Below are 20,487 nucleotides of genomic sequence, written 5' to 3' on the forward strand. Positions count from 1 at the left end.
GCGGGTCTTCTCCGCCTCGACGGCCGCCCGCTCCGCGCCCTTGCGGGCGACGGCCAGGCGGCGGCGTTCCTCACCGCCCCCGGGGAGCACCGGCAAGGCGTGCGCGTCCTGGCCAGCGTGGCTGTCCCACTGGCGGGCGCGGCGGGCCTTGCGAACCGACGCCATGACGTCGGCCTCATCGCGCAGCACGCCCGGCCCGGCAGCCTCGGCGAGCCTGAGCGCCTCGTGTCCGTCCTCCGTCGCCACGACCAGGCCCGAGGCGTGACGCGCGAGGTACCCGCAGCGGGCGAGTAGCCGCACCCGCTCACCCTTGACCCGCCGCCCTGTACGGCCGTCCGCGTCGACCGCACGGAACCCGGAAGCGTCGGCTTTCAGGCCACCGGTGACAGCCAGCCGCACCGTGTCCACGAACGCGGCACACCAGCCGAGATCGGCCATGGTCCGCGCGGCGTCGCTATCCGGGCCCTGCGAGCCGACCATGACCCGGGGGCCAGCGACCAGCGCCAGCCGGGGGCGGGGGGCCGCCCCGAAGTGGGCGGCCGTCGTCTTGCTGCTCATCAGACCACTTCCCCCCAATGCGAGCGGAGATCGTCAAGCGACGCCGTCAGTGCGTCGAACGGATCCTCCGACAGCAGCGGGCCTCAGCCGGGGGCGCCGGGGCAGGGACGACCGGGTCTCGTCGTACTGGACGGTGAGGTCGTCCTCGGTGACGAAGGGCGGGTCAACAGTGGTGTAGGTCATGGTCTGTTCTCCTGGGTCGCGGTGAGGCTACGGATAGCGCTCAGCCGCTGGCTGATGGTTTGTTCGAAGCCGTTAGATGTCGGCACGTAGTACTGCGTGCCGAGCGCTCGGTCAGGTAGGTACTGCTGGGTGACGACGCCGTGCTCGAAGTCGTGCGGGTACAGGTATCCCTGGCCGTGGCCGAGGGCCTTGGCTCCCGGGTAGTGCGCATCGCGCAGATGCACCGGGACCTCCCCGGTGCGGCCACGCCGCACATCTCCGAGCGCCTGGTCGATACCGCGGATGATTGCCGGCGACTTGGGAGCCGTGGCGATCGCGACCGTCGCCTGGGCGAGGTTGATCCGGGCTTCGGGCATGCCGATCAGCTGGACCGCCTGCGCGGCGGCCACTGCGATGGAGAGCACCGACGGATCAGCCATGCCGACGTCCTCGCTGGCGTGCACGATCAGCCGGCGAGCGATGAACCGCGGGTCCTCCCCTGCCTCGAGCATCCGGGCCAGCCAGTGCAGGGCAGCGTCGGGATCCGAGCCGCGAAGCGACTTGATGAACGCCGAGATGACGTCGTAGTGCTGGTCGCGGTCGTAGCGCTGCAGCACGGATCCGGTGATCTGCTCCAACACCTCACGGTTGATGGTGCTCTTACCGGCGGCCTGCGCCGTGGCGACAGCGGTCTCCAGACGGTTCAACGCCTGGCGGACGTCGCCGCTGGAGAGGTCGGCGATCGCATCGAGTGCAGCGTCCTCGACGCCGATTCCGGTCGCGCTGAGTTGCGGGTCGTCATCGAGCGCCCGCGCCAGGAGTGCGACGATGTCACGGCTCTCCAGGGGTCGCAGCACCATGAGGATCGAGCGTGAGACGAGCGCAGCGTTGACCGCGAAGCTCGGATTCTCGGTCGTTGCCCCGATAAATGAGATCAGCCCGGCCTCGACGGCGGACAGGAGCACATCCTGCTGGGCCTTCGAGAAGCGGTGGATCTCGTCGATGAACACCAGCGTCTGCTCGCCAGCGTCCAGCGTCTTCTGAGCAGCAGCCAGCGTCTTGCGCACGTCGGCGACGCCCGCGGACGTGGCCGAGAGTTCGACGAAGCACCGGCTGGTCTGATGCGCGATAGCGCTGGCGACCGTGGTCTTGCCCGACCCGGGCGGGCCCCAGAGTAGGACCGAGGTGGCCCCCTGTCCGCCGGCGAGCAGCTCCAGCGGTGAGCCGGGGAAGATCAGGTGTCCTGGCCCACCATCTGGTCGAGCGAGGTGGGCCGCATGCGGGCGGCCAGCGGCTGGCGGCTGGAGAACACGATGGCCCCTTTCGTCGATGGTCGGACGGGAGGGAGCCTCCTCTTGCGTCTGGTCGGCCGGCTGGAACGGGATCAGCCGGCGCGGCCTGCGCTGGCTCCTTTTCCTGCGTGCGGAGCTTGTTGAGCACCCGGTACACGGTCTTGCCGGAGATCCGGAGCTCGGCGGCAATTGGAGGGCACGTCGGTCTCCTGCCGGCCATCGCGGCGGCTGCGTCGTTCAGGCGTCCAGAAGCACGCAGACGGGGCACTCGGGTGCTCCGGATGGTGCGTCGCGCTGCACGGTGTAGCCGCACAGGCAACCATGGGATGTGCCGTCGCTCACGTGCATGTAGGCGTCTTCTCGCCCTTGGATCTGGTTGCGGGCATCGGTGATTTCACCAGGCTCGGCGAAGGTGATGCCGTTTGCGCCCATCGGGGCGAGGTTCCCAGCGATGGATTTCTTGAGGGCCGCCACATTCGGGTCGTAGGCATCGACGTCCAGCCCGGTGAACGTGACGTTCTGATTTGCCAGGTTCGGCTTGGGGCTCCTACGGGGCCTGCCGGCGGTAAAGTCCTGCACTGTGCTGTCACTCCCCTGTCGTGTGTTGGCACGTCCAGTGCTTCGTGGTGCTCGTGGTGGGTCGCAGGAATGCGGAAGCCCTGGGGAACACGGGTCCTCCAGAGCTTCTCGGCATCTCATGCTGTCGTCCGGGGCGGCTGTGCCGCCCACTCCGCACCGACGTCGGGACCCGTGTAGAGCGCGCAGGACGAAGCGGCGGCCCGTTTGGTGCGCGACGATGCTGGCGATGGTGGTCTTGCCGCATCCGGGCGGGCCATACAGGAGCACTGAGGTCGCGCCGCGGCCGGACACGAGCAGTTCGAGCGGCGAGCCCGGGAAGACGAGGTGCGCCTGTCCGACGATCTGGTCGAGCGACGTCGGCTGCTCCAGGAATGCGGGCATGCAAGGACACTCCAGGTCCGTCATGAAGGTGAAGCGAAATCAGGGGCCGAGCGTGCCCGTGCACTCGCGCTGGCGTCCGGGCGTTCCCTGCTCATAGCGAGGAGCGCAGCGTGATCGTCAGCGTTCTCGGGTGGGTGGGGCCGGTGGGTGAAGGGGCTGCACGTTCCTGGGTGTCCGGCGCCGGACTTGCAGTCGAACGGGATCGGGCGGCCATGGCCCTTGCGGCAGACACGGGGGCTCATGGCGTGCGCCTACGGCAGCACGGCGCGGAACCCGTTGGTGAGCAGGGCCACGGCCGCAGACAACTCGCGGGGTGTGGTCAGCGCGCCCAGCTGAGAGGCCACAGCCGAACTGCTTTGCCCAGCAGCGGCATTGAGTGCCGCCTGAACGACGTGGCGGACGGTTTCCGTGACGCGCATCTGGACTTCGGTGTCCTCCAAGTCGGCAGCTGTGACCTGCCCGCGCCCCATGAGGCGGTTGGTCTTGGAGGCGACATCGAGGGTGGTGAGCGCGTCGTCGTCCACCGCGGGGGCGAGAGCGGAGAGGTTCGCGCCGCCGAAGGCAGTACGGAAGCGTGACGGGCAGTGGGTGTGAAGGTTCATGGCGAGCTCGGCGGCGAGGCCGCGGACGGCTACCAGACCGTACGTGTTGGCCAGTTGCGTCATGAGTCCGAGCGCTGCGTGAAGATCCCCCTGCCTGAGGGCCATCAGGTAGGCGTCGGTGACGGCGCGTATGAGCTTCTCGGGAATCGCGGTACTGGACACGGTGCTTTCCCCGTTCGGGTGTTCGGGTGGCTGCGCGCCGACGGACTCGCAGGTGATCGGGTTGTCCCAGTCGTGATCGGTCATGAGCGCTGCTCCTTGAGCTTGTTGGGTACGGCAGATGGCTGGGGCCAGCAACGAATCTGCCGGTGGAGCTGGGCTGGTCGTTCCAGCACGGCCCCACCGGCAGGCGGGTGTTTCTTTCGCCCCCGAGCCGGCAGCGCCGGCCCAACGCTTGTGCTTCAGAGCGGTTCGGCGACCTGACTCTTGGCGTCGCGGCCCTCGTAGTCACTAAGGTCGATCACCACGGCCTGGCCCGTCGCCTTGTCAACGACGGTGAAGACACAGGTGTCCCCGTCGGTGGCACCGTCGCGGCCGAAGATGTCCGCCCAGACCTGGCGCGCGGCTCCGAGAGCCGAGCCTCCTTCGGCGTCGATCTCCCAGCTCACGAGCCACGCGGTGTCGCGCTCCGTTGTTGGGTCGAGCTCGGCGGGGGCGGAGCCTTGGTCGAAGGCAAGGTTGATAGCCCGGATCCAGTCTTCCCGGGTGGCGTCGGCATCCGTCACCGAGTCGCGGACGGTCATGGCGAGGGTGTCGATGCGGATGCTCATGGTCGAGTCTGCTCCTTCGTGTCGGGGTGTGGTCTCTGCTGGATCTCGGGCGCGTACGGTAGCCGGAACTCACCCAGCGATCCGCTGATGTACGAGTGCGGCTGATGATCGGCCTTGTCGCCGCACAGCCCGTGCGGGAGGTCGCTCTCCCCCGGTGTGCTGCACTCGGTGACGAGCGCCGCGACGAGCAGTTCGACGAGCTTCTCGTCGTTGGCCGGCCCGTGGTGCGAGGTGAAGACCTCGCCGTCGCGCGGCGTGAAGCTGACGTCGTGGGGGGACCCAGTCGTAGGGCCGGCGGGTAGCGCTGTGGCCACTGGGCGAGAAGTGGCCAGTGGATCCGACGGCCACCTCGTTGGGACCCAGGAAAACGATGACCTGGTGCTCACGGTTCGCCAGGGCGGCACGGATGCTGACTTGGAGGTCGGAGCGTTCAAGGGTCTGGGCGCAGCGCTGGTCTGCTTCTCCGATGCCCTGGAAAATGCCGACTGCCTGGGCGGCGGTCAGAGACATCTCCGAGGCGAAGTGCACGTCGTTGTTCGGATCGAAAGCGACCTGGGTCTAGCTGTCGGCGTTGTTGGTGTCTGCGTAGATGGGCTGCACGGTGTCCAGGTCGACGACCTGGCCCACTCGAAGGGTGTTCAGCCCGCGGAGCATCGCGATCTCCTGCTTGCGCTCTGCGACCCCTGCGGGGCTCAGCGGCCGGCCGTCCTGCCTGAAGTTGCCCTCTTCGAGCATCTGCTCCAGCGTGTTCTTCCACTGGTCAACCTGGTACTGCGTGATCTTCTGCGTGCGGGCCATGGGGCGGGCAGTCCTCCCCTAGAAGGGCGTGATGTGGGTTGGATGCTGCGCGTGATGGTGGAGTTAGGCGCGGGGCTTCAGTGCCATGCGCCGGCGCAGGCTCTGCCCTGCGCCGGCGAGGACGTCAGTGACCTCCTTGGGAAACGTCACGTAGACGAAGTCGAGGGACGTCACCTTGTCGAACAGAAGCATCACGGCCTCGTGGCGCTGGATGCCCCGGCTCATGAGGTAGAACAGCTCCTCTTCGTCGAGCACTGGCTCCCCTCCGAGCGAGTTGAGGGTCGCTTCGGGATCCGACGCGAGCTCCATCGGGCGGTCGGCGACGACGTACTCGTGCGGCCACAGGTGCAGGTCTCCCCGGGGCGTGGCGATGACCGCCTGCTTGGGGTACACCTTGGCGGCCTGCTTGCCATGGCCGACGGTTATCGCGCCGGAGTTCAGCTGGTGGGGACGGGCACGCCACATCGACAGCTCGGGGACGCGGAACCTCGAGCGCAGCTCGGTCATCGGCTCCTCGACCACGATGATCCACGCGCCCTCCTCCGGGACGGCCTTGCCGTCCTGCTCGGGGAAGTACATCGACGGCTCAGCGCCGATGGAGGCGGCGATGCTCCAGCCGTCGTCGGCGTGCTCCTTCATGGCGACGAGAGAGCGAATGTGCGGGGCGGCCTCGGTCAGAGAAGTCATGGGGTGCCTGTCTGTCAACGTTTGTTGGTGCGGATCAGCAGATCCGCGGGGAAGTCGCCGGCGTCGGGCGAGACCAGGGCGACGAGACCGTCGGTGCCGATCCTGACGATGGTGTCGGTGCGCCCGGCGATGCCATCGGTGATCGAGAGCGACCTCGCCGCGATGCGGTCCGCCGTCGCTCCTTCCGGGATCAGCACCGAGTCGCCGGCGCGCAGTGGACGGTCGAAGTAGTCGTGGACGGAGTCCGGTTCCGCGTCGGGGAGGGAGATCTCTTCGCACCCGGTGAGCTGTTCGAACACGGACTGAGGGATGACCAGTTCTTCGCCGAAGGTCACCTGGGTCTCGTCGGTGCTGCCGACGTAGACGATCAGCGGTTCACCGTCGTCGGCGAGCCGGGTCACCCGGCCGATCGCCAGGGACGCGCAGGACTCGTAGCCCTTGTCGATGCCGGGCTCGGCGACGATGACGTAGTCACCGGGCTTGGGTCGGTCGGTGTTACGGAACATGTGTGGGCTCCATTTGGATGTGCGGGGCATCGATGCTCATGACGGGCCTCCTTCCGGATCTGCGAATTCCGTGATCCGATCGAGCAGGCCACCGATGAGGCTCCAGAGCTCGTCGTCGTTCTCGTGCTCGGCCAGCCACTCGGCCGCCCGTAGCGACTCGTCGTCTTCACGGTCGCGCAGCGCGTCGGCGAGGGCCCGCGGTACTGCGTTGTCCCAGACAGCAGGCACAGCCCCGTCGACGATGTCGATGGCGCTGCGGACGTGTTGCTTGCGCTCAAGCAAGTCCGCGCGCTGGGCGCTGCGTTCCTCGAAGCGGGCGAGGTGCGCCGCGCAGCAACTGTCGAGCGGTCCGGGCTCTTCGGTGTCCCGGTAGGAGCTGAGGTACCGGTCGGTCTCGGCGGATTTGTCGTACAACGCGTCGATGGTGACGCTCTGCTGGCGTTCGGTCAGCTCGATGCTGATGGTGGGTTCGGTGGCCGTCATCGCGAAGCCTCTTTGTGATCGGACGCCACGCCCTCGGCACAGAGCCTGACGAGGGCCATGAGCATGTCCATGCGGTGCCCGCCCCAGTGGACGGTCCGCTGACCCTCCAACTTGACGGTGATCACCGGGGTCTGCTGGCAGCCGAGCTTCTCAGTGACGTGGCGGTGGTTCTCGTCGCCCGGCTCAAGGTCGATCTTCGTGTAGGCGATGCCTTTGCGCTCGAAGAGCTGTATGGCCTTGTCGAAGTTTGGGCAGTCCCGCGGGCCGTAGATCGTGATCGTCGGCAGAACACGCGCCGTCTGCGGGAGGTCCATGCTGTTGACGGTGGGCATGCGGATGCCTTTCTGGCTCGTGGGAGGGACTGCGGCTGTGTGGAGGCACGGTGCGCAGCTAGGGCGCGACGACGGTGACGCCCTCGTCGAGCACAGCGCGGATCTCGTTGATGCGCTGCCGGTCGATCTCCGTCGTCGGCTCAGCGGGAGAATCGGCAGCATGCCGCTGCACATGAGTGCGCTGGGCGGAGGTTCCCCTCTTCTTCGGTGGCACGCCGGCGTCCATCGAGATGGTGACGGCGCGTGCAGTGCCGCCGCTGCCGTCGGCCATGTCAGGGACCAGCTCACAGAAGTAGTGGCCGGCTTCGATGTCGAGTGCTTCGTCGAACTTCCACCCGGTGATGTATGCGGTTCCGTTGGAGTTGAGCCCACGGACTTCGTAGACGTGCTCGCCGGTCTCGTCGTCGGCGCAACGCTGCAGCATGAGCTTGCGGGCATCCCGGTCCACAAGGACGATGAGCTTCATCTTTGGCATGTTGCCCGGCCAGCGAGCACCGGCGTCGCCGGGCGTGGGACGGAGCCAGTCCCGCGTGCCCGCGGACAGGGTGATCTGCGAGCGTCCGTTCTCGCTGTGGAGCACGGTGAGCTTCGCTGGTCGCTGCTTGCGCCGCGACTGGCGCAGGTCAGGGCGATAGATCTCGAAGGGCATGATTGCGCTCCTTCCAGAGGCCGGTCAGGAGGGTGTGCCTGGGTCAGCCGGCGAGGTGGTGGCTCAGACGCGCGATGTAGTCGGCATAGCCCTGCGCGACGGCGAAGCCGCTCGTCTTGGTCGCCAGCCGGTCTTCCCACGAGGCGTAGGTCTGGCGGGTGGTGTTGTAGGCCTGCATCAGCGAGCCTCCTTGGTGTCTGGTTGGCGGCCGATGCGTGTCCCAGCTGGTGCACTGAGGGGCCTCATCGGTGTCTTGCCCGGGGCATCGGCGATCAGCGTCGGCCTCCCGTCTGGCCGGTGGCTGCGACGCGTCTTGCTCGGTGCATCACCGGGACTCGGAAACGCCACTGACGAGACGTCGATGGACAAGAAGGGAACGGGCCGGGTGCACGAACACCCGGCCCGTTCCGGTATCGATCCCGCACCCGGGTCGGCTATGCCGACCCAGACCCCCGAGGCCAGCGCCCGTAGGGCGCGAAACCTAGGGGGACACGCTGTCACCCATCGGAACGTGACGCGAAGTGCTTGTTCCACCGGAGGGCGGTGATCTTCTTCATGAGGGAGTCCTCTTCTTGATCATGCGTGTTCGGTGTGCGGTCGCCGCAGTGACCGCCCGGCTGTGGGATCACAACCGGGCCGTCGTCGGATGGGTACGGGTTAGCCGGTAAAGGGCAGCGGGGTACGGGGACGGCCTCGGGCCGGGACGGGTGTCCGGGCGCGGGGCCGTGGCGGAGCTGTTCAGTGGATCGAAGCGACTGAGGGGTATGCCTTGAGGTCTTGTGTGAGTGCCGCAGCAGTGACGAGGTCCGCCGGGCGGCGGCCCGTGATCCCTACGTGAAGCACCACCTTCGGGGGCTCGTGTTGGGCGGTCGATACGTGGTAGCGCCTGCTTCGCACCTGGAAGTGGTAGCTGCCGAGGCAGATCACATCGCTGTCCTGCGGTAGCGGTGCTCCGAGGAGATCGAGCTCGAAGGTTACGTAGGTCGGGTCCTCCGGCTCCTGCTCGCCACGCAGCCGAACGACGACGCGTACAACGTCTATGGTGTGCTCCTGGTCACGGGTGCTGGTGGTACTCGGGGGCTGGGGCATGTCGGTCCCTTCGGATGCGGGGTGTGGGCCGCCGGGAGCGGGGCCGTCGTCGGATGGGTACGGGTATCAGACCCGCTCGGAAGCCCAGAGGTCGTTGAGGTCCTCGCGGATCTCTTCTTCCAGGGCGGCGAGGAGTGCCTGCTCGGCGTTGAAGCCCCCGGACACGGCCTGGATGAGGTCGTCCTGGACCTGCTGCTTGCCGGCGAGCACCGAGGGCATCCGCTCGTCCTGCGTTCCCTTGGCGATGAGCCGGTGGATGATCACTGGCCGCTGCTGGCCGGGGCGGTGCAGCCGACCGTTCGTCTGCATGTAGTGCTCGAGCGAGAACGGCAGCGTGTACCAGATCATTGTCGAGCCGCCGTGCTGCAGGTTCAGGCCGTGCCCCGCGGCGGCGGGGTGGAGCAGCATCACCGGGATCTGCTTGGCGTTCCACCGGCGGACCGTGTCGCGCGAGCCGTCGAAGGCCTGCGCGTCGATGCCGACCTTCCGGAGCCTCGTAAGCAGCTGCTCCTTGTCCGACTTGAAGTGATAGGCGATGAGCACGGGCTCGCCGCCATTGTTGCGCACGAGGTACTCGGCCATCTCGAGCTTCTTGTCGTGGATGACCTCGTACCGGCCCTTCGTGGCCGGGTCGTCGGGATCCGCAGTGTAGAGCGTGCCCGAAGCGAACTGCATGAGCTTGCTGGTAAGCACCGCCTGATTCTCGGCGATGATCGACTCGACGCTCTGTGTCACCTTTCCGTCGTCGTCGGTGTAGGTCCGCACGATGTCCAGGACCAGGTCACGCTTGAATTCCTTGTAAGCCTGAAGCAGGTCAGGCGGGAGCGTGACGTTGACGTCCTGGATGGTGAGCGATGGCAAGATCAGTGTGGTGTTCTGCGCGCTCATCACCAGGTGCGAGATGGCCTGATGGATCTCGGCCTCGGCGTTCGCCGTGGGGATCCACTTCGCCGGCGTCGTCGTACCGGGAACCATCTTCGGGACGAACCACCGGTTGCGGAACTGGGTGATATCCCGGCCGAGCGCTTGGCCTTGGTCGAGCAGGTAAATCTGGCTCCACAGGTCGTGGAGACCATTCGGGCTCGGTGTTCCCGTCAGCTCGATGAGCCGGGTCATGGCCGGCCGCACCGTTGCCAGGGCCAGGAAGCGCTGCGAGTTGTGCGACTTGAAACCCTGGGACTCGTCGATGATGACCGTCTGGAAGGGCCAGATGATGGTGTTCTGGCCGTTGATGTTCTGGACCGGCAGCTGGTCGACCAGACCGAAGCGGCACTGAGCGCAGCCTGCGCCGGAACAGGTTCGGCAGTCATAGGCTTCCCACGCCACCAGGGCCGACTTGAGCAACTCCTGAATCCAGGCGCGGATCTTGGCCTTGGCGGGGACCCGGTTGTTGGCGTTGCCGGCGACCAGAGCACGGTATTCGTCGATCAGCTCGTCTCGGCCCAGTGGCCCCCGTGCCTGGAGCAGACCCAGGATCGCCGTCGCCTCCGGTGAGACGGTCGGGGCAGGCACTGCGCCTGGCACTGGCGTGATCAGCTTCGTCTCCTGGGACGGCTGAGTCAGCAGCTCCTGGTTGATGAAGTACATCGTCGGCGGATCTGTGGCGACTTCCTGGAAGCGCTTCAGGCGCTTGGCCTTGGAGAGCTTCCTGTCGTTCTCGTCGACGATGAGCGACTTCGTCCGGATGGGGAAGCCCCACTTCTCGATCTCGTCGATCCAGGTGGAGCGGGCGATCGCCACGGGCGCTATGACGAGGATGTGACCCATCGGGCGGATCGTCTGTAGTACCGCGAGGGTGCTGAGCGTCTTCATGCCACCTACGGGGACCCATGCACCTGCGAAAGGGTGGTCAACGAGGAAGTCGTGGATCTGCTGCTGATGCGGCATCAGCGAGATCGGGGACGGAGCAGTAGCCGTAGTCATGTCGCTGGTCATCCCTTCTCTTCGAGTGAGTGGTCAGGCATGGAAGGCCTCTTGCATAGGGGCGAGTCGGGGATGGGCCTCGTCGGCTCTCTATTTTTGCTGCGCGACCTCGGTCTCCAGCTCGGCGACCCTCGCTTCGAGCTGCGTGACGCGCGTTGGCTCCAGGGGGCGGTCGAGGACGCCGTCAGGCGCGGGTGCGGGCGGTGGCCTGCCGGGCGCGGAAGGTGTTGATGAGTGCTGCTGCGGCGCCCTCGGGGGAGTGGTAGGGGTCGGTGATGCCGGGTCCGGTCCAGCGGCCGTTCTCCGTGTACCGGATCGGTCCGGTCTCGGTGTCGTCGACGCGGACCGAGCGGGTGCCGGCGTCGGTCTCGCGGCCCAGCTCGGCGTCCTGGAGGGCGCTGAGGATCGTGCGGACGCTGCCGTGGCGGCCGGCGTCCTCGAGCAGGAGCGCCGTGGACTCCAGCCGAGCACTGGTGTCGGTGGCGATGGCGGACAGTTCCTGGGCGAGGGCGCGGACTTCAGGCGCGGTATCGGGGGCGGAGGCTTCGACGCTGCGGGCCGCGGTGGCCAGTTCGTCCAGGGCGGAGGCGGCCGCTCGGCAGTCGGCCCGGTTCTTCGCGCAGGGGCCGCTGGGCAGCTGGGCCGCCGCTGCGTCGAGGGCGGCGAGCGCGTGGAGGGTGTCATCAGGCAGGGAGGCCAGGGTGCGGGTGCCGGACTGGACGTCGCGGTAGGTGCGGAAGGCGGTGGCGAGGGCCTGGTCGGCGGCGTGGGGGTCGGGGAAGGGGCCGTCGAGGTCGGAGGGCGGCTTCGACGCGGTGGCGCCGAGGCGGGCGGTGGCCAGTTCGGTGAAGGCCAGCAGGCGGGCGAGGGGGAAGGCCATCCATTCACGTTCGTCGCCGGTGGCGTCGGAGAGCAGGGCCCGGGCGGGTTCACGGACCTGGTCCAGGAGGCGGACGACGCGCAGGCATCCGCCGCGGGTACCGGACGCGTCGTGCTCCCGCACGATGGCCTCCAGGCCGTCGAGGATCGCGGCCACGTGCGGCTGGCGCAGGGCGTGGAAGAAGTAGGCGCGGGCGGCGGAGTCGACGATCTCCTGGCGCTGGAGCGGAATGGGGGAGAGCGCGGCCCGGGCCTCGGAGACACTGGAGTACGGCTGGTGCTCTGCGTCGGCCGTGGCGTGCAGGGCGATATGGAAGACCCCGACGTCCTCGGCCGCCCGCGGAGCGTCCGTGCGCCGGGGGCCGACATCCGTTCCGACGCGGCCGCGGTAGGCGCCGCCGGCGGCGTCGACCTGGCCCACGACTACGTCGTTGGCGTCGACGACTTCGGCCGATGCGGAGCCGTCGGCGGGCGGGCGCAGCCGGAATGCCGGGAACGCCTGCAGGACCGGGCTGTTCATGGGTCTCCTCTGGTGGTGGAAGTCGGGCCGGCGCGGGCGGGTGCGCCGACCCGGGGCGAGCGGATGGTCAGTTCGAAGTGCTCAGGGCGGGAAGGTTGCGGACCCGCGGGTCGGGCCCGAGGGCTTCGCGCACGCGTTGCAGCACTGCCACCGGGTCGTCAGGCTGCTCGACTGCGCCAACCTGTCCGTCCTGCTCGTTCAGTGCGGTGTTGATGACGGTGGGGTTCTACTGCCGCACCTTGTTGCGGGCGTCCTTGTCAGCCTGGTGATGCTGGTCGCTGAGCTGCTGGACGTGGCTGAGGTCGCCTCGGCGGGCGGCGGCACGCACGTTGAGGGCGAGGGCGCGTAGCAGTTCGAGTTCGCCGACGTAGGCCTCGTCGTCTGGCGTCTGGTAGTCGGCGATCTCCTCGAGCTGGGTGATCGCGTCGTTCCAGCCAGTGCCGTACCAGATGGGTCCGGTGAGGGCGGTACAGGTGACCGGGATGGCACGGAGTCGGCCGATGCACTTCTGGATGACCTCAGTGCGGTACCCATCCAGCAGTTCGACGATCTCTGCGTCGGCAGTGGCGAGCACTCCGGGGTGATTGATGATCCGATCGCGAGTGCTCATGCGGCACGCCCCGAGCAGCGGGCCGTGCGCCGGTTGGCGTCGTGGACGCTGCACCTCTCGCGGCCCTGCTTGCGGGCCCACCACGTCTGCGCGACGTCCGTCTGCGCGTTGATCTGCGCCATGTGCCCATTTACCAGGCCGATCACGGTGGTGGCGTAGCCGACGACGTACAGGCTGATGAAGACGGTGTCGGGCTCGCGCAGCATCCCGGAGGAGAACTCGTCGCGCTGGCCGGAGTCTTTGGTCTCATACTGCGGTTGCCGGGCCGCGGCTATGTATGTGTGGGTCATGGTGCTGCTCCCTGTTGGTCGGATGAGGTCTTGAGGAGGTGCGCGATGAAGACGTCGACGCTCGCCTTGTCGTCGACGACGTGAACCTCGGCGCCGTGGCGGCGCAGCTTGGCGTGCGTGAGCTGTTGCAGCTTCCGCAGCTGGCCGCCGGGGCGTTTGACCTCGACGAACACGGTGCCGCGGGGGGCGACGACGATCCGGTCGGGCACTCCCCCGCGGGCTGGTGAGACGAATTTCAGGCACAGGAAGCCGTGCGCCCGGCACTGGCTGAGGAGATAGTCCTCGATGGTGCTCTCTCGCGTGCGAGCCATCAGCGCTGTGCCGTCTCGTCCGAGGAGACCGTCGGCACGCCGTACTTCAGCTCACTGGGATCGACGAGGCGGAAGCCCGAGGAGTGCTTGTGCATCCGGGAGACGCTGATGGTCGAGCGCCTCGTGCCGTAGTGGGCCCGGACCCGGGCCCTGCCGTTTTTGACGAACTCGACGACGACGCGGCGCTGGTTCTGCCGGGTGTCGAGGTCCTCCCAGATCTGACCCGGGCAGACCAGGATGCCCTCGCGGGTCGTGTTCTTTTCCTGCTGGACCTGGGCGTCGTCGTCCTCGGCGGAGGTGTCGGTCGCGGCACTCACAACTCGTCGCCCCCCTCAACGGTGCGGACGGGAAGTGTGGTCTGGAACATGACGTTCCTCGATTCTCTTGCCATGGCGAGCAAGACTCGCCTTCATCCGAAATTCGAATCGGGCCCCGAGCAGCGTCGTGTCGGCACGGCCCGGCACCCTGCGGTCCGATGGTGGAGCGGGGAGCTGATCAGGCGGCGTTCTTCCAGTTCTTGGTGAACGTCTCGTCGAGCATTCGGGTGTAGATGCCGAGATCGAGCGCCCCGATGAGCTGCTCGACTCGGGCGGCCGGCAGTGCGCGGAGGTCGTCGTTGACGACGATTACCGACCAGTGCGGGTCGATGCCGTTGATCCGGCGGATCACGACGTCCTGGTTATCGGGCAGCAGCGTGAGGCCGTCGGAGATGCTGGCCTCGCTGCGGTTCTTCGCCCACCCGTGGTGACGCAGGATCTCCAGCGCGATCGGGTCACGTCGCACCCCGGCGCTGCCGGACTCGCGGCGCTTGCCCTGGCTGGCCGGGTTCACCTTCCATGCGCCGGCGTTGTGCAGGCTCACGGCACCATCAGTGCCGTCGTGGACGATGAAGACCCGGTTGACCATCTGCAGGGCCCGCGGGTTCACCAGCTGCGCATCGGCGTCCTCGTTGTCGTCACGGTCGGGCGCGGCGCTGACCGGGTCGGCGGCGAACGGGTAGGTGATTGATCCGCGCGAGGCGGCGAGGACGTTCTGGAACAGCAGCAGCGTCCGCACGGGATCGGCCGGGTCGATCGCCTCCTCGATCATCTTCCGGCCCAGCACAGGATCGAACGGCTCGGCGAGAGCCTCCTCTCCCCTGCTGGCGACGGTCTGCAGGTAGCGGGCCAGGGCGAAGTCGATCACGGCCGGGTGGGCCAGCGACTTCGTCGGGGTAGGACCCGCGTGGCAGGCCAGCGTCCCGCCGGAGGCGGTGATGATCGGGCTGTCGGCGACGCTCCGGTCCTCACTGGGCGACTCCAGCTCGAGCCGGTTGTTCGAGTCCTTGCTGATGAGGAACATCAGCTCCGGTTCGATGTCGATGCCGATGGCGGCCTGCTGCTCGGCGAGCACCCGGTTGTTGGTGGTCTCATCGAAGCCGTTCTCGCCGCCGACGACGGAGTAGAGGCCGTCGGTGTTCGTCGAGATGATCCGCGCACCGGCCAGCGTCTGGGCCTGCCCGATCCGCCAGCTGAACAGCTGGCCGACGATCCGCATCGAGATGGTGCGGTTGTTCATCCTGATCGGGGTCCGGTGCGCGGCGTCAGCAGCTCCAGAGGCCGAGTTGAGGATCAGCTTCGTGCCGTTGCGCAGGGTCGTGAGCCGGGCCTTCTCCTCGGAGGAGATACCCGGCTTCTTCATCTCGAAGCCCAGGCGCTCCTTCTCGAAGAAGATCGTCGTGTAGCGGTCCGCGCCCAGCTCGGGGTTGTAGAACGCCCTCATGTTGCGCAGCAGGTTCGGGTAGTAGCTCGTGAAGTCCTCATGGATGACGAGGCCTGCCGAGGTCCGTGCGAACTTCGGGTGCAGCTTGGTGGATTTGTCGGCCTTCGCAGTGAACAGCGTGGGGGCCTTCTTCGCCGGCTCATCGCGATAGACGGCCTTGACCGCCGAGGTGACGGCCAGGACTATCTTGCCGTCGAGCACGGTCCCGTCGGCCAGGCGCACGTGCATCGCCTCGGTGTCCGGGCGCTGCGTGTCCAGCAGCTGGGCCGGATCCGGCACTTGGGCCTGCGCACGCGCGAGCTGCTCAGCCTGGTCCTGGTCGCCCTTCTTCGACTTGCGGTACTTCACCTTTTTCGGGTCCGAGCCCAGCAGCACGAGCCGCTTGTCGACAGCCGTGCCGTCGGGCAGCGCGAGCAGGTTGTGCTGGCGCTTGGCCTCGGCGACGAAGTCCTTCGCATCCGGGTAGAAGAGCTTGGCGAGGCCGATCATCGCTGCCTGTTCTCGGTGCTCGAAGGAGTCGGCGTCGAAGACTGTCATGTCTGCCTCGGCTCCGTGGATGCCGCCTGTGCTGAACGTGGCGAAGCACGATGACGGAGAGGCGTCACGGTGGAAGTAGGGCACGTTGTTCGGTGCCTTCGGCAGCTCGCGCAGGGACTTGGCCGGGAGGTCGAACAGGTCGCGGTACTCCTCGGAGTCGTTGAAGTTCTGTCCCTCGATCGAACGGTAGTAATTGACGACCTGCATGAACTGGCGGTGCGCCTTCGCCTGTGCCGGCGTCGCGGCTGGGTCCTTGGCAGGGTCGGGGGCCACGTTGTCCTCGAAGAAGCGCACGCACTCGTCGAGCACGTTGACCTGGGAGATGCCCTGCTCCTCGGCCACCTCCTTGGCCGGATAGAGGAACGACACGGCCTCGATGTCGTTCAGCGAGGTGTACGGCGCGAGGATGCGGCCGACGAACTTCGCGGAGGACGAGTCGATGGTCAGGCGGTCCCGGCGCACCGAGCCGTTCTTGGCGTAGACGGTCTCGGAGTACTGCGCCAGCAGACCGGCCTTGAGGTCGAAGTTGCTGGCGTAGGCCGGGTGCTGGAAGAGCTGGGCCAGGCCCAGGCAGTCGGAGACGTTGTAGGCCAGCAGCTCGTAGAGATCCTCGATCGCGGCGATCGAGGTGTCGTGGCTGAGCTTGTCGGACTCCTTGATCTGGCGGCCGAGCATCCCGAGCAGGCGCTTGAGGCTCACCTTGGTCTGCAGCTCGTTGAGACGGGCGACGTCCAGGTGCCGGCCCGAGTGCATCATGGCGCGGCGGATCTTGGCGGCCGGGCCGTCCCAGCCGAGGTAGCCGGGCATGTACTCGATGTGCTCGTTGAACAGCTTGTCGTTGTGCTCGCGCATCTCGCGCGCGGTGGTCGGCTGGACAAGACGACCGGAGTGCGGAGCCGGGAAGGTCTCCATCAGGTACAGCGCGAGCATGGTCATGTCGTAGTTCAGCGAGTTGTACCCGGCCAGGAACGGGTGTTTCAGCGGGTCGTACTCGGGATCCGTGTCGCAGACCGGGCGCAGGCTCGCCGGATAGGACGAGACCTCGCTGCGGTCGTTGACCTGGTCGGCGTTCGAGAGGCCCATCAGCTCGGCGAGGCGGAGGTTGCCCCGCTCGCCGCGCAGGTTCCACAGCTGGACGCTCACCGCGGGCAGGCCCGGGTTGGAGCGCACCACGGCTTCATAGAGCGCCTGCGGGTCCACGGCGTCGGAGAGCTGCTGGTTGTCGGCAAGGAAGAAGATCTCCAGGTCGTCGACGGCTCTGCCCGGCCGCGGGGTGTAGGCGCACAGAGTGAAGACGTCCGACAACGACTCGATGTCGTAGAAGGTGAAGCGCGCCTTCGAGGCCGTGACGGGTGTTCGCTGTGTGGTCATGATGGGGATCTCCTTTCGTCGGTCCGACCATCACGGCCGGCGTCTGGGGAGGAGGCGCGCGCGGCCTCAGAGGGAGTCGTGAGGAGAGCGCCGGCGCGGGGTATGCATGCGCCGGGACGCCTCACTCATGAGCCGGGCCTCTCCACGGGGTCTGCCGTGATCTGCGAGCGGACGATGAGGTGGGTGATCCACTGCTCGCGCTCGACGTCGGACATCGCCGTGATCAGGCGGGCTTGGCCGCGGGCGAGTTCGCCGGCCTGGGTGAGTTCGCCGAGTGCGCCAGCAGTTTTAACCATGGGTGCATCAGTCCTGCTCGTCAGTGGTGTCGTCGGTCGGGGCGGATGCGCCCGTCTGCCGGAGCAGTCCGCGGTAGTTGGCCTGCAGCATCGGCTGGGATTTCTTCTTCGGGTCGCTGCCTGTGTAGCTCGGGTGCATCCACTTCTTCAGCTCGTACTCGGCGATAAGCACCTCGGGGGTGTGCATCATCTGGCCGGGCCGGATCTTGCGGTTCTTGTCCGGGCAGTGCCACAGGGCATCCGGCCGGACGATCGCCACGAGGTCAGTGATGAACTGCTTGTTGCTCACCGGGGAGCCCGACGGCGAGACGTCGGCGAACCAGGCCTTGTACAGGTCATAGAGGAACGTGAACGGTGCCAGGTCCCAGACCAGCCGCCCGCGGAACTCTTCCCAGAAAGCGCGCACGGGGTCGTTGACCTCCTTGTACTCGGCCAGGACTTCCTTGGTGGCCACCGGCTCTGAGAGCTGGTAGTAGTCACCCGGAGATGACGCGCCGGCGCGGTTGACCGCGTACCAGAAGACGTACTCCAGGACCTCGCGGCGCTGGAGGTAGTCGTCCTTGATGTACTTCTTCTCGGCTCCGGTGAAGCTCTTGGTAAAGGGCACAAAGAGCTGCCGGCGGTAGAACGACTCGGACTTGTCCTTCACGCGCGGGAACTCGTTCAGGCACTGGACCATGAAGCCGAAGAACTGGTAGGCGATCGGCATCCGGTACTTGCGGTTGATCTGGATGACGTCGTTGGTCACGATCGCCTTCAGATTGGCCGCCTTGTCGATGAAGGTGCCGACATCGTTCTCGTCGACGATGATCGCGTTGGCGCGCACCAGCGGTTCGAGCGCGAAGTCCTTGCCGAAGTCCGAGAGCGGAATCGAGGTGTGCGCGCCGCTGCCGACGAGATTGCGCATGAGCACGCAAAGCGTGCCCTTACCGTTGTTGCCCTGCTCGGAGTAGAACCAGGCGGTCTTACCCCAGCGCACGTGCGGCCGGATGATCGCGCCGATGATCTCCCAGATCAGGTCGGCAAGACCCTCGTCACCGGGCTGGTCGAAGAGCTCTTCGATCCAGGCGCCGACTTCCCAATCTCCGTCCTCAGGGTGCGTGATGACCTGCTGCGGGGCGTCGTCCACGTAGTCGACGTCGTTCTTGGTCAGCAGCACGATGGCGGGGTCGAAGGGGTGGACCTGCTTGGGCTCGAAGTGGAAGTCCTTGCCGAAGATCGTGAGGTCCAGCGGCTCGGTGCCGTAGAAGACGATGCCGTTGCGCGCGGCGATGAAGTCGCGGTTCGTGCTCTGGTGCCGACGCGGGCTGTCCTCGCGCAAAACGGCCAGGACCTCGGCGAACTCCTTGAGGGTCAGCTGGGTGTTGTACATGCGCGCCGTGGTGCGGATGTCGTCCTCGCTGGTGGTGTACGTCCCACGCGCGCGGCCCGCGGCCTGGTACATCGCCAGCAGGTCGTACTCACGGTCGGTGTCCTTGGCGTTGGGCGCGATCCGGATGACGTGGTGCAGACGCAGGAGGATCTGCGCGACCTGCCAGTACGTCAGATATCTCGGCAGGGGGTACTTCTCGGCGGCCACGGCCGCCTTGAAATTCTCGGCCTTGACGACCCCGCCCACAATCGCCAGCAGCTCCTTCTCCAGCACACGAGGCGTCGGAGGATCGGTCGGGTCGATCTGGTCGAGGTAGGCGGCGGTGACGTAGGTGACGATCTCGTTCTGCGGAGCCATGTCGTCGCGGCTAGAGAAGTACCCCATGACGCTGGCCAGGACGTCGGCGACGGGGTTGGTGCGCGGTCCGGCGTTGGAACCGGCGGCAGGTACGGACATGAGGGCATCAGGAGGCGTCATGTTGCTGCTTTCTCGATCATGATCGAGTTCCTGCCGGCGATGAGTGGGAAGCCGATTGGACTCGTAATCGAACGAAACGTGATCTTGACCCTACGTCATCCGAGTGCCCTTTTTCAACGATTGAGCCACCATCCAACAAGAGAGTCGACTGATGTCACGAATGGTGGCTAATGGAGGCCCAAAGGGACACCGACAGGGACTGGAGAGAGCGCGCGACCGCCACGGCCACGCCACACGCGTCGCGAGCCTGGGCGGGACATGAGAACCAGCGACTCGTCGGGCACATGCCCCACGGAGTCGCTGGCTTCTCGTACTCGACCACGCACCCGCGGGCGGCGTGAGCCGCCCGGCCCGCGGTCGAGGTTCGGAGGAGTTCTTCTGACCGGTCGAGCCAGCTGCCACCAGAGCATCGACCGGACGCTCTCCAGGAGGATCCCGAGCGCCGCACGCCCGCATACCCTCTAGGGGTAAACGAGCGTGTACCACTTGACGTGGTACACCTGTTCCCCCAGGTCAGAGCGAGAATTCCGGGAGTTCAAGAGCAAGGTGTACCACGTGGCACTTTCTACGTGGTACAGGTGTTTGCCCAGGTCAGGCGGTGTTTATATACCCCCCGTACCACTTGTACCAGGAAATAGAGACTAGATACACGCGCAGGGGGATAAGAGAGCAGACTGGCGAGCTGGGGCTGGAGCCGCCTGGACCGCTCCCGAACGCGTCCCCTATGTAAACGGTCAAAAAAGCGTGGTACTCGTGGTACATCGACGGGAAATGCTGGGCGACCAGGTAAAACGTCGTACCACGTCGGCGCTCCTATGTGGTACACCCGATGCGGGAAAGAGCCTTACGGTCCAGGTGTTTTCCCAGGTCAGACGCTGTTTTCGGGTGTGTACCACGTCTCGTGGTACAGCTGGCAGCTCGATGCGCCCAGCCCCCTGGCGACCAAGTCGAGGCGGACTTCCACGCCGAGCTGCCGTGCGGCTCCCAGGCGGCGCGGCCGAGCCTCAGCGGCACTGGACATCCTCGGCGTCCTGAGGCTCACAAAAGGCTCCTTACGCGTCCTCCAAGCGCGAGTCAGAACTCTGTCCGAGCCGTTCATCCATGAGGCCCCACTGGAAGCGAGGGAGCATTTGACTGGCATTCGCTGCTCATTGCGAGTGATACACGACAGCTGCTATCGTTGACGCCAGGTGATCAATGTTGCACTGGAACGTGGAAACAGAGAGGCCGGAGAGCATCCCCGTGGGAAGGG

At 66.7% G+C, this 20,487-nt stretch carries 24 protein-coding genes and 1 pseudogene; all 25 read right to left on the bottom strand.

Going from position 1 to position 20,487, the window contains the following annotated elements; all coding sequences use genetic code 11:
- Positions 1-558 (bottom strand): hypothetical protein (locus tag B9S61_RS31185; RefSeq protein ID WP_146065003.1); only part of this gene is annotated, 558 nt, incomplete at its 3' end.
- A 33-nt stretch (positions 559-591) separates the two neighbouring features.
- Positions 592-741, bottom strand: a complete 150-nt coding sequence (locus tag B9S61_RS41195; protein ID WP_006378903.1) for a hypothetical protein — start codon at positions 739-741, stop codon at positions 592-594.
- Positions 738-2,201 (bottom strand): replication-associated recombination protein A, encoded by a 1,464-nt coding sequence (locus tag B9S61_RS31190; RefSeq protein WP_219819982.1) that lies wholly within the window; start codon positions 2,199-2,201, stop codon positions 738-740. The genes B9S61_RS41195 and B9S61_RS31190 overlap by 4 nt, the downstream gene beginning before the upstream one ends.
- A 48-nt stretch (positions 2,202-2,249) precedes the next feature.
- Positions 2,250-2,591, bottom strand: a complete 342-nt coding sequence (locus B9S61_RS42800) for a hypothetical protein (protein ID WP_258039958.1) — start codon at positions 2,589-2,591, stop codon at positions 2,250-2,252.
- 183 nt (positions 2,592-2,774) lie between these two features.
- Positions 2,775-2,996: pseudogene (locus B9S61_RS42805) on the bottom strand (AAA family ATPase); the annotation flags it as partial.
- Between the two features lie 227 nt (positions 2,997-3,223).
- Entirely contained in the window at positions 3,224-3,820 is a 597-nt protein-coding gene (locus B9S61_RS31200) for a hypothetical protein (RefSeq protein ID WP_006378740.1), read from the bottom strand.
- A 155-nt stretch (positions 3,821-3,975) separates the two neighbouring features.
- Complete coding sequence (locus B9S61_RS31205) at positions 3,976-4,344, bottom strand: hypothetical protein (RefSeq protein WP_006379244.1); 369 nt, start codon at positions 4,342-4,344, stop codon at positions 3,976-3,978.
- Complete coding sequence (locus tag B9S61_RS31210; RefSeq protein ID WP_006379127.1) at positions 4,341-4,658, bottom strand: hypothetical protein; 318 nt, start codon at positions 4,656-4,658, stop codon at positions 4,341-4,343. The genes B9S61_RS31205 and B9S61_RS31210 overlap by 4 nt, the downstream gene beginning before the upstream one ends.
- A gap of 244 nt (positions 4,659-4,902) precedes the next feature.
- Positions 4,903-5,142, bottom strand: a complete 240-nt coding sequence (locus B9S61_RS31215) for a hypothetical protein (RefSeq protein WP_006378843.1) — start codon at positions 5,140-5,142, stop codon at positions 4,903-4,905.
- 63 nt (positions 5,143-5,205) lie between these two features.
- The gene (locus tag B9S61_RS31220) at positions 5,206-5,829 is read right to left on the bottom strand and encodes a SufD family Fe-S cluster assembly protein (protein WP_006379078.1); all 624 of its coding nucleotides are present in this window, start codon (positions 5,827-5,829) and stop codon (positions 5,206-5,208) included.
- Positions 5,830-5,843: 14 nt separating this feature from the next.
- Positions 5,844-6,335 (bottom strand): hypothetical protein, encoded by a 492-nt coding sequence (locus tag B9S61_RS31225; protein ID WP_103545217.1) that lies wholly within the window; start codon positions 6,333-6,335, stop codon positions 5,844-5,846.
- A 36-nt stretch (positions 6,336-6,371) separates the two neighbouring features.
- Entirely contained in the window at positions 6,372-6,818 is a 447-nt protein-coding gene (locus B9S61_RS31230; protein ID WP_006379220.1) for a hypothetical protein, read from the bottom strand.
- The gene (locus tag B9S61_RS31235; protein ID WP_006378589.1) at positions 6,815-7,150 is read right to left on the bottom strand and encodes a glutaredoxin domain-containing protein; all 336 of its coding nucleotides are present in this window, start codon (positions 7,148-7,150) and stop codon (positions 6,815-6,817) included. Before B9S61_RS31235 ends, B9S61_RS31230 begins: the two co-directional genes overlap by 4 nt.
- Positions 7,151-7,208: 58 nt before the next feature.
- Positions 7,209-7,799: a hypothetical protein gene (locus tag B9S61_RS31240; RefSeq protein ID WP_006379166.1), complete on the bottom strand. Its 591-nt coding sequence runs from the start codon at positions 7,797-7,799 to the stop codon at positions 7,209-7,211.
- 43 nt (positions 7,800-7,842) lie between these two features.
- Positions 7,843-7,977, bottom strand: a complete 135-nt coding sequence (locus tag B9S61_RS42810; RefSeq protein WP_258039954.1) for a hypothetical protein — start codon at positions 7,975-7,977, stop codon at positions 7,843-7,845.
- Positions 7,978-8,537: 560 nt separating this feature from the next.
- Positions 8,538-8,888 (bottom strand): hypothetical protein, encoded by a 351-nt coding sequence (locus B9S61_RS31250; protein WP_006378939.1) that lies wholly within the window; start codon positions 8,886-8,888, stop codon positions 8,538-8,540.
- Positions 8,889-8,954: 66 nt separating this feature from the next.
- Entirely contained in the window at positions 8,955-10,823 is a 1,869-nt protein-coding gene (locus B9S61_RS31255) for a DEAD/DEAH box helicase (protein WP_258039955.1), read from the bottom strand.
- Between the two features lie 172 nt (positions 10,824-10,995).
- Entirely contained in the window at positions 10,996-12,210 is a 1,215-nt protein-coding gene (locus B9S61_RS31265) for a hypothetical protein (protein WP_006378876.1), read from the bottom strand.
- 226 nt (positions 12,211-12,436) lie between these two features.
- The gene (locus tag B9S61_RS31270) at positions 12,437-12,820 is read right to left on the bottom strand and encodes a hypothetical protein (protein ID WP_006379146.1); all 384 of its coding nucleotides are present in this window, start codon (positions 12,818-12,820) and stop codon (positions 12,437-12,439) included.
- On the bottom strand, positions 12,817-13,110 hold the full coding sequence (locus B9S61_RS31275) for a hypothetical protein (protein ID WP_030213961.1): 294 nt from the start codon (positions 13,108-13,110) through the stop codon (positions 12,817-12,819). Before B9S61_RS31275 ends, B9S61_RS31270 begins: the two co-directional genes overlap by 4 nt.
- Positions 13,107-13,421: a VRR-NUC domain-containing protein gene (locus B9S61_RS31280; RefSeq protein WP_006378588.1), complete on the bottom strand. Its 315-nt coding sequence runs from the start codon at positions 13,419-13,421 to the stop codon at positions 13,107-13,109. Before B9S61_RS31280 ends, B9S61_RS31275 begins: the two co-directional genes overlap by 4 nt.
- Entirely contained in the window at positions 13,421-13,738 is a 318-nt protein-coding gene (locus tag B9S61_RS31285; protein WP_006378714.1) for a hypothetical protein, read from the bottom strand. The genes B9S61_RS31280 and B9S61_RS31285 overlap by 1 nt, the downstream gene beginning before the upstream one ends.
- A gap of 178 nt (positions 13,739-13,916) precedes the next feature.
- A complete protein-coding gene (locus B9S61_RS31290) occupies positions 13,917-17,090 on the bottom strand; it encodes a hypothetical protein (RefSeq protein WP_103545219.1) in 3,174 nt (1,057 codons plus the stop codon).
- 125 nt (positions 17,091-17,215) lie between these two features.
- Positions 17,216-17,386 (bottom strand): hypothetical protein, encoded by a 171-nt coding sequence (locus B9S61_RS41200; protein WP_181007616.1) that lies wholly within the window; start codon positions 17,384-17,386, stop codon positions 17,216-17,218.
- Between the two features lie 7 nt (positions 17,387-17,393).
- Positions 17,394-19,214, bottom strand: a complete 1,821-nt coding sequence (locus B9S61_RS31295; protein ID WP_258039956.1) for a phage/plasmid primase, P4 family — start codon at positions 19,212-19,214, stop codon at positions 17,394-17,396.
- Positions 19,215-20,487 lie beyond the last annotated feature (1,273 nt).

Origin of the sequence: Streptomyces sp. SM1, from assembly GCF_002910825.1 — a bacterium.
GTDB lineage: Bacteria > Actinomycetota > Actinomycetes > Streptomycetales > Streptomycetaceae > Streptomyces > Streptomyces okerensis.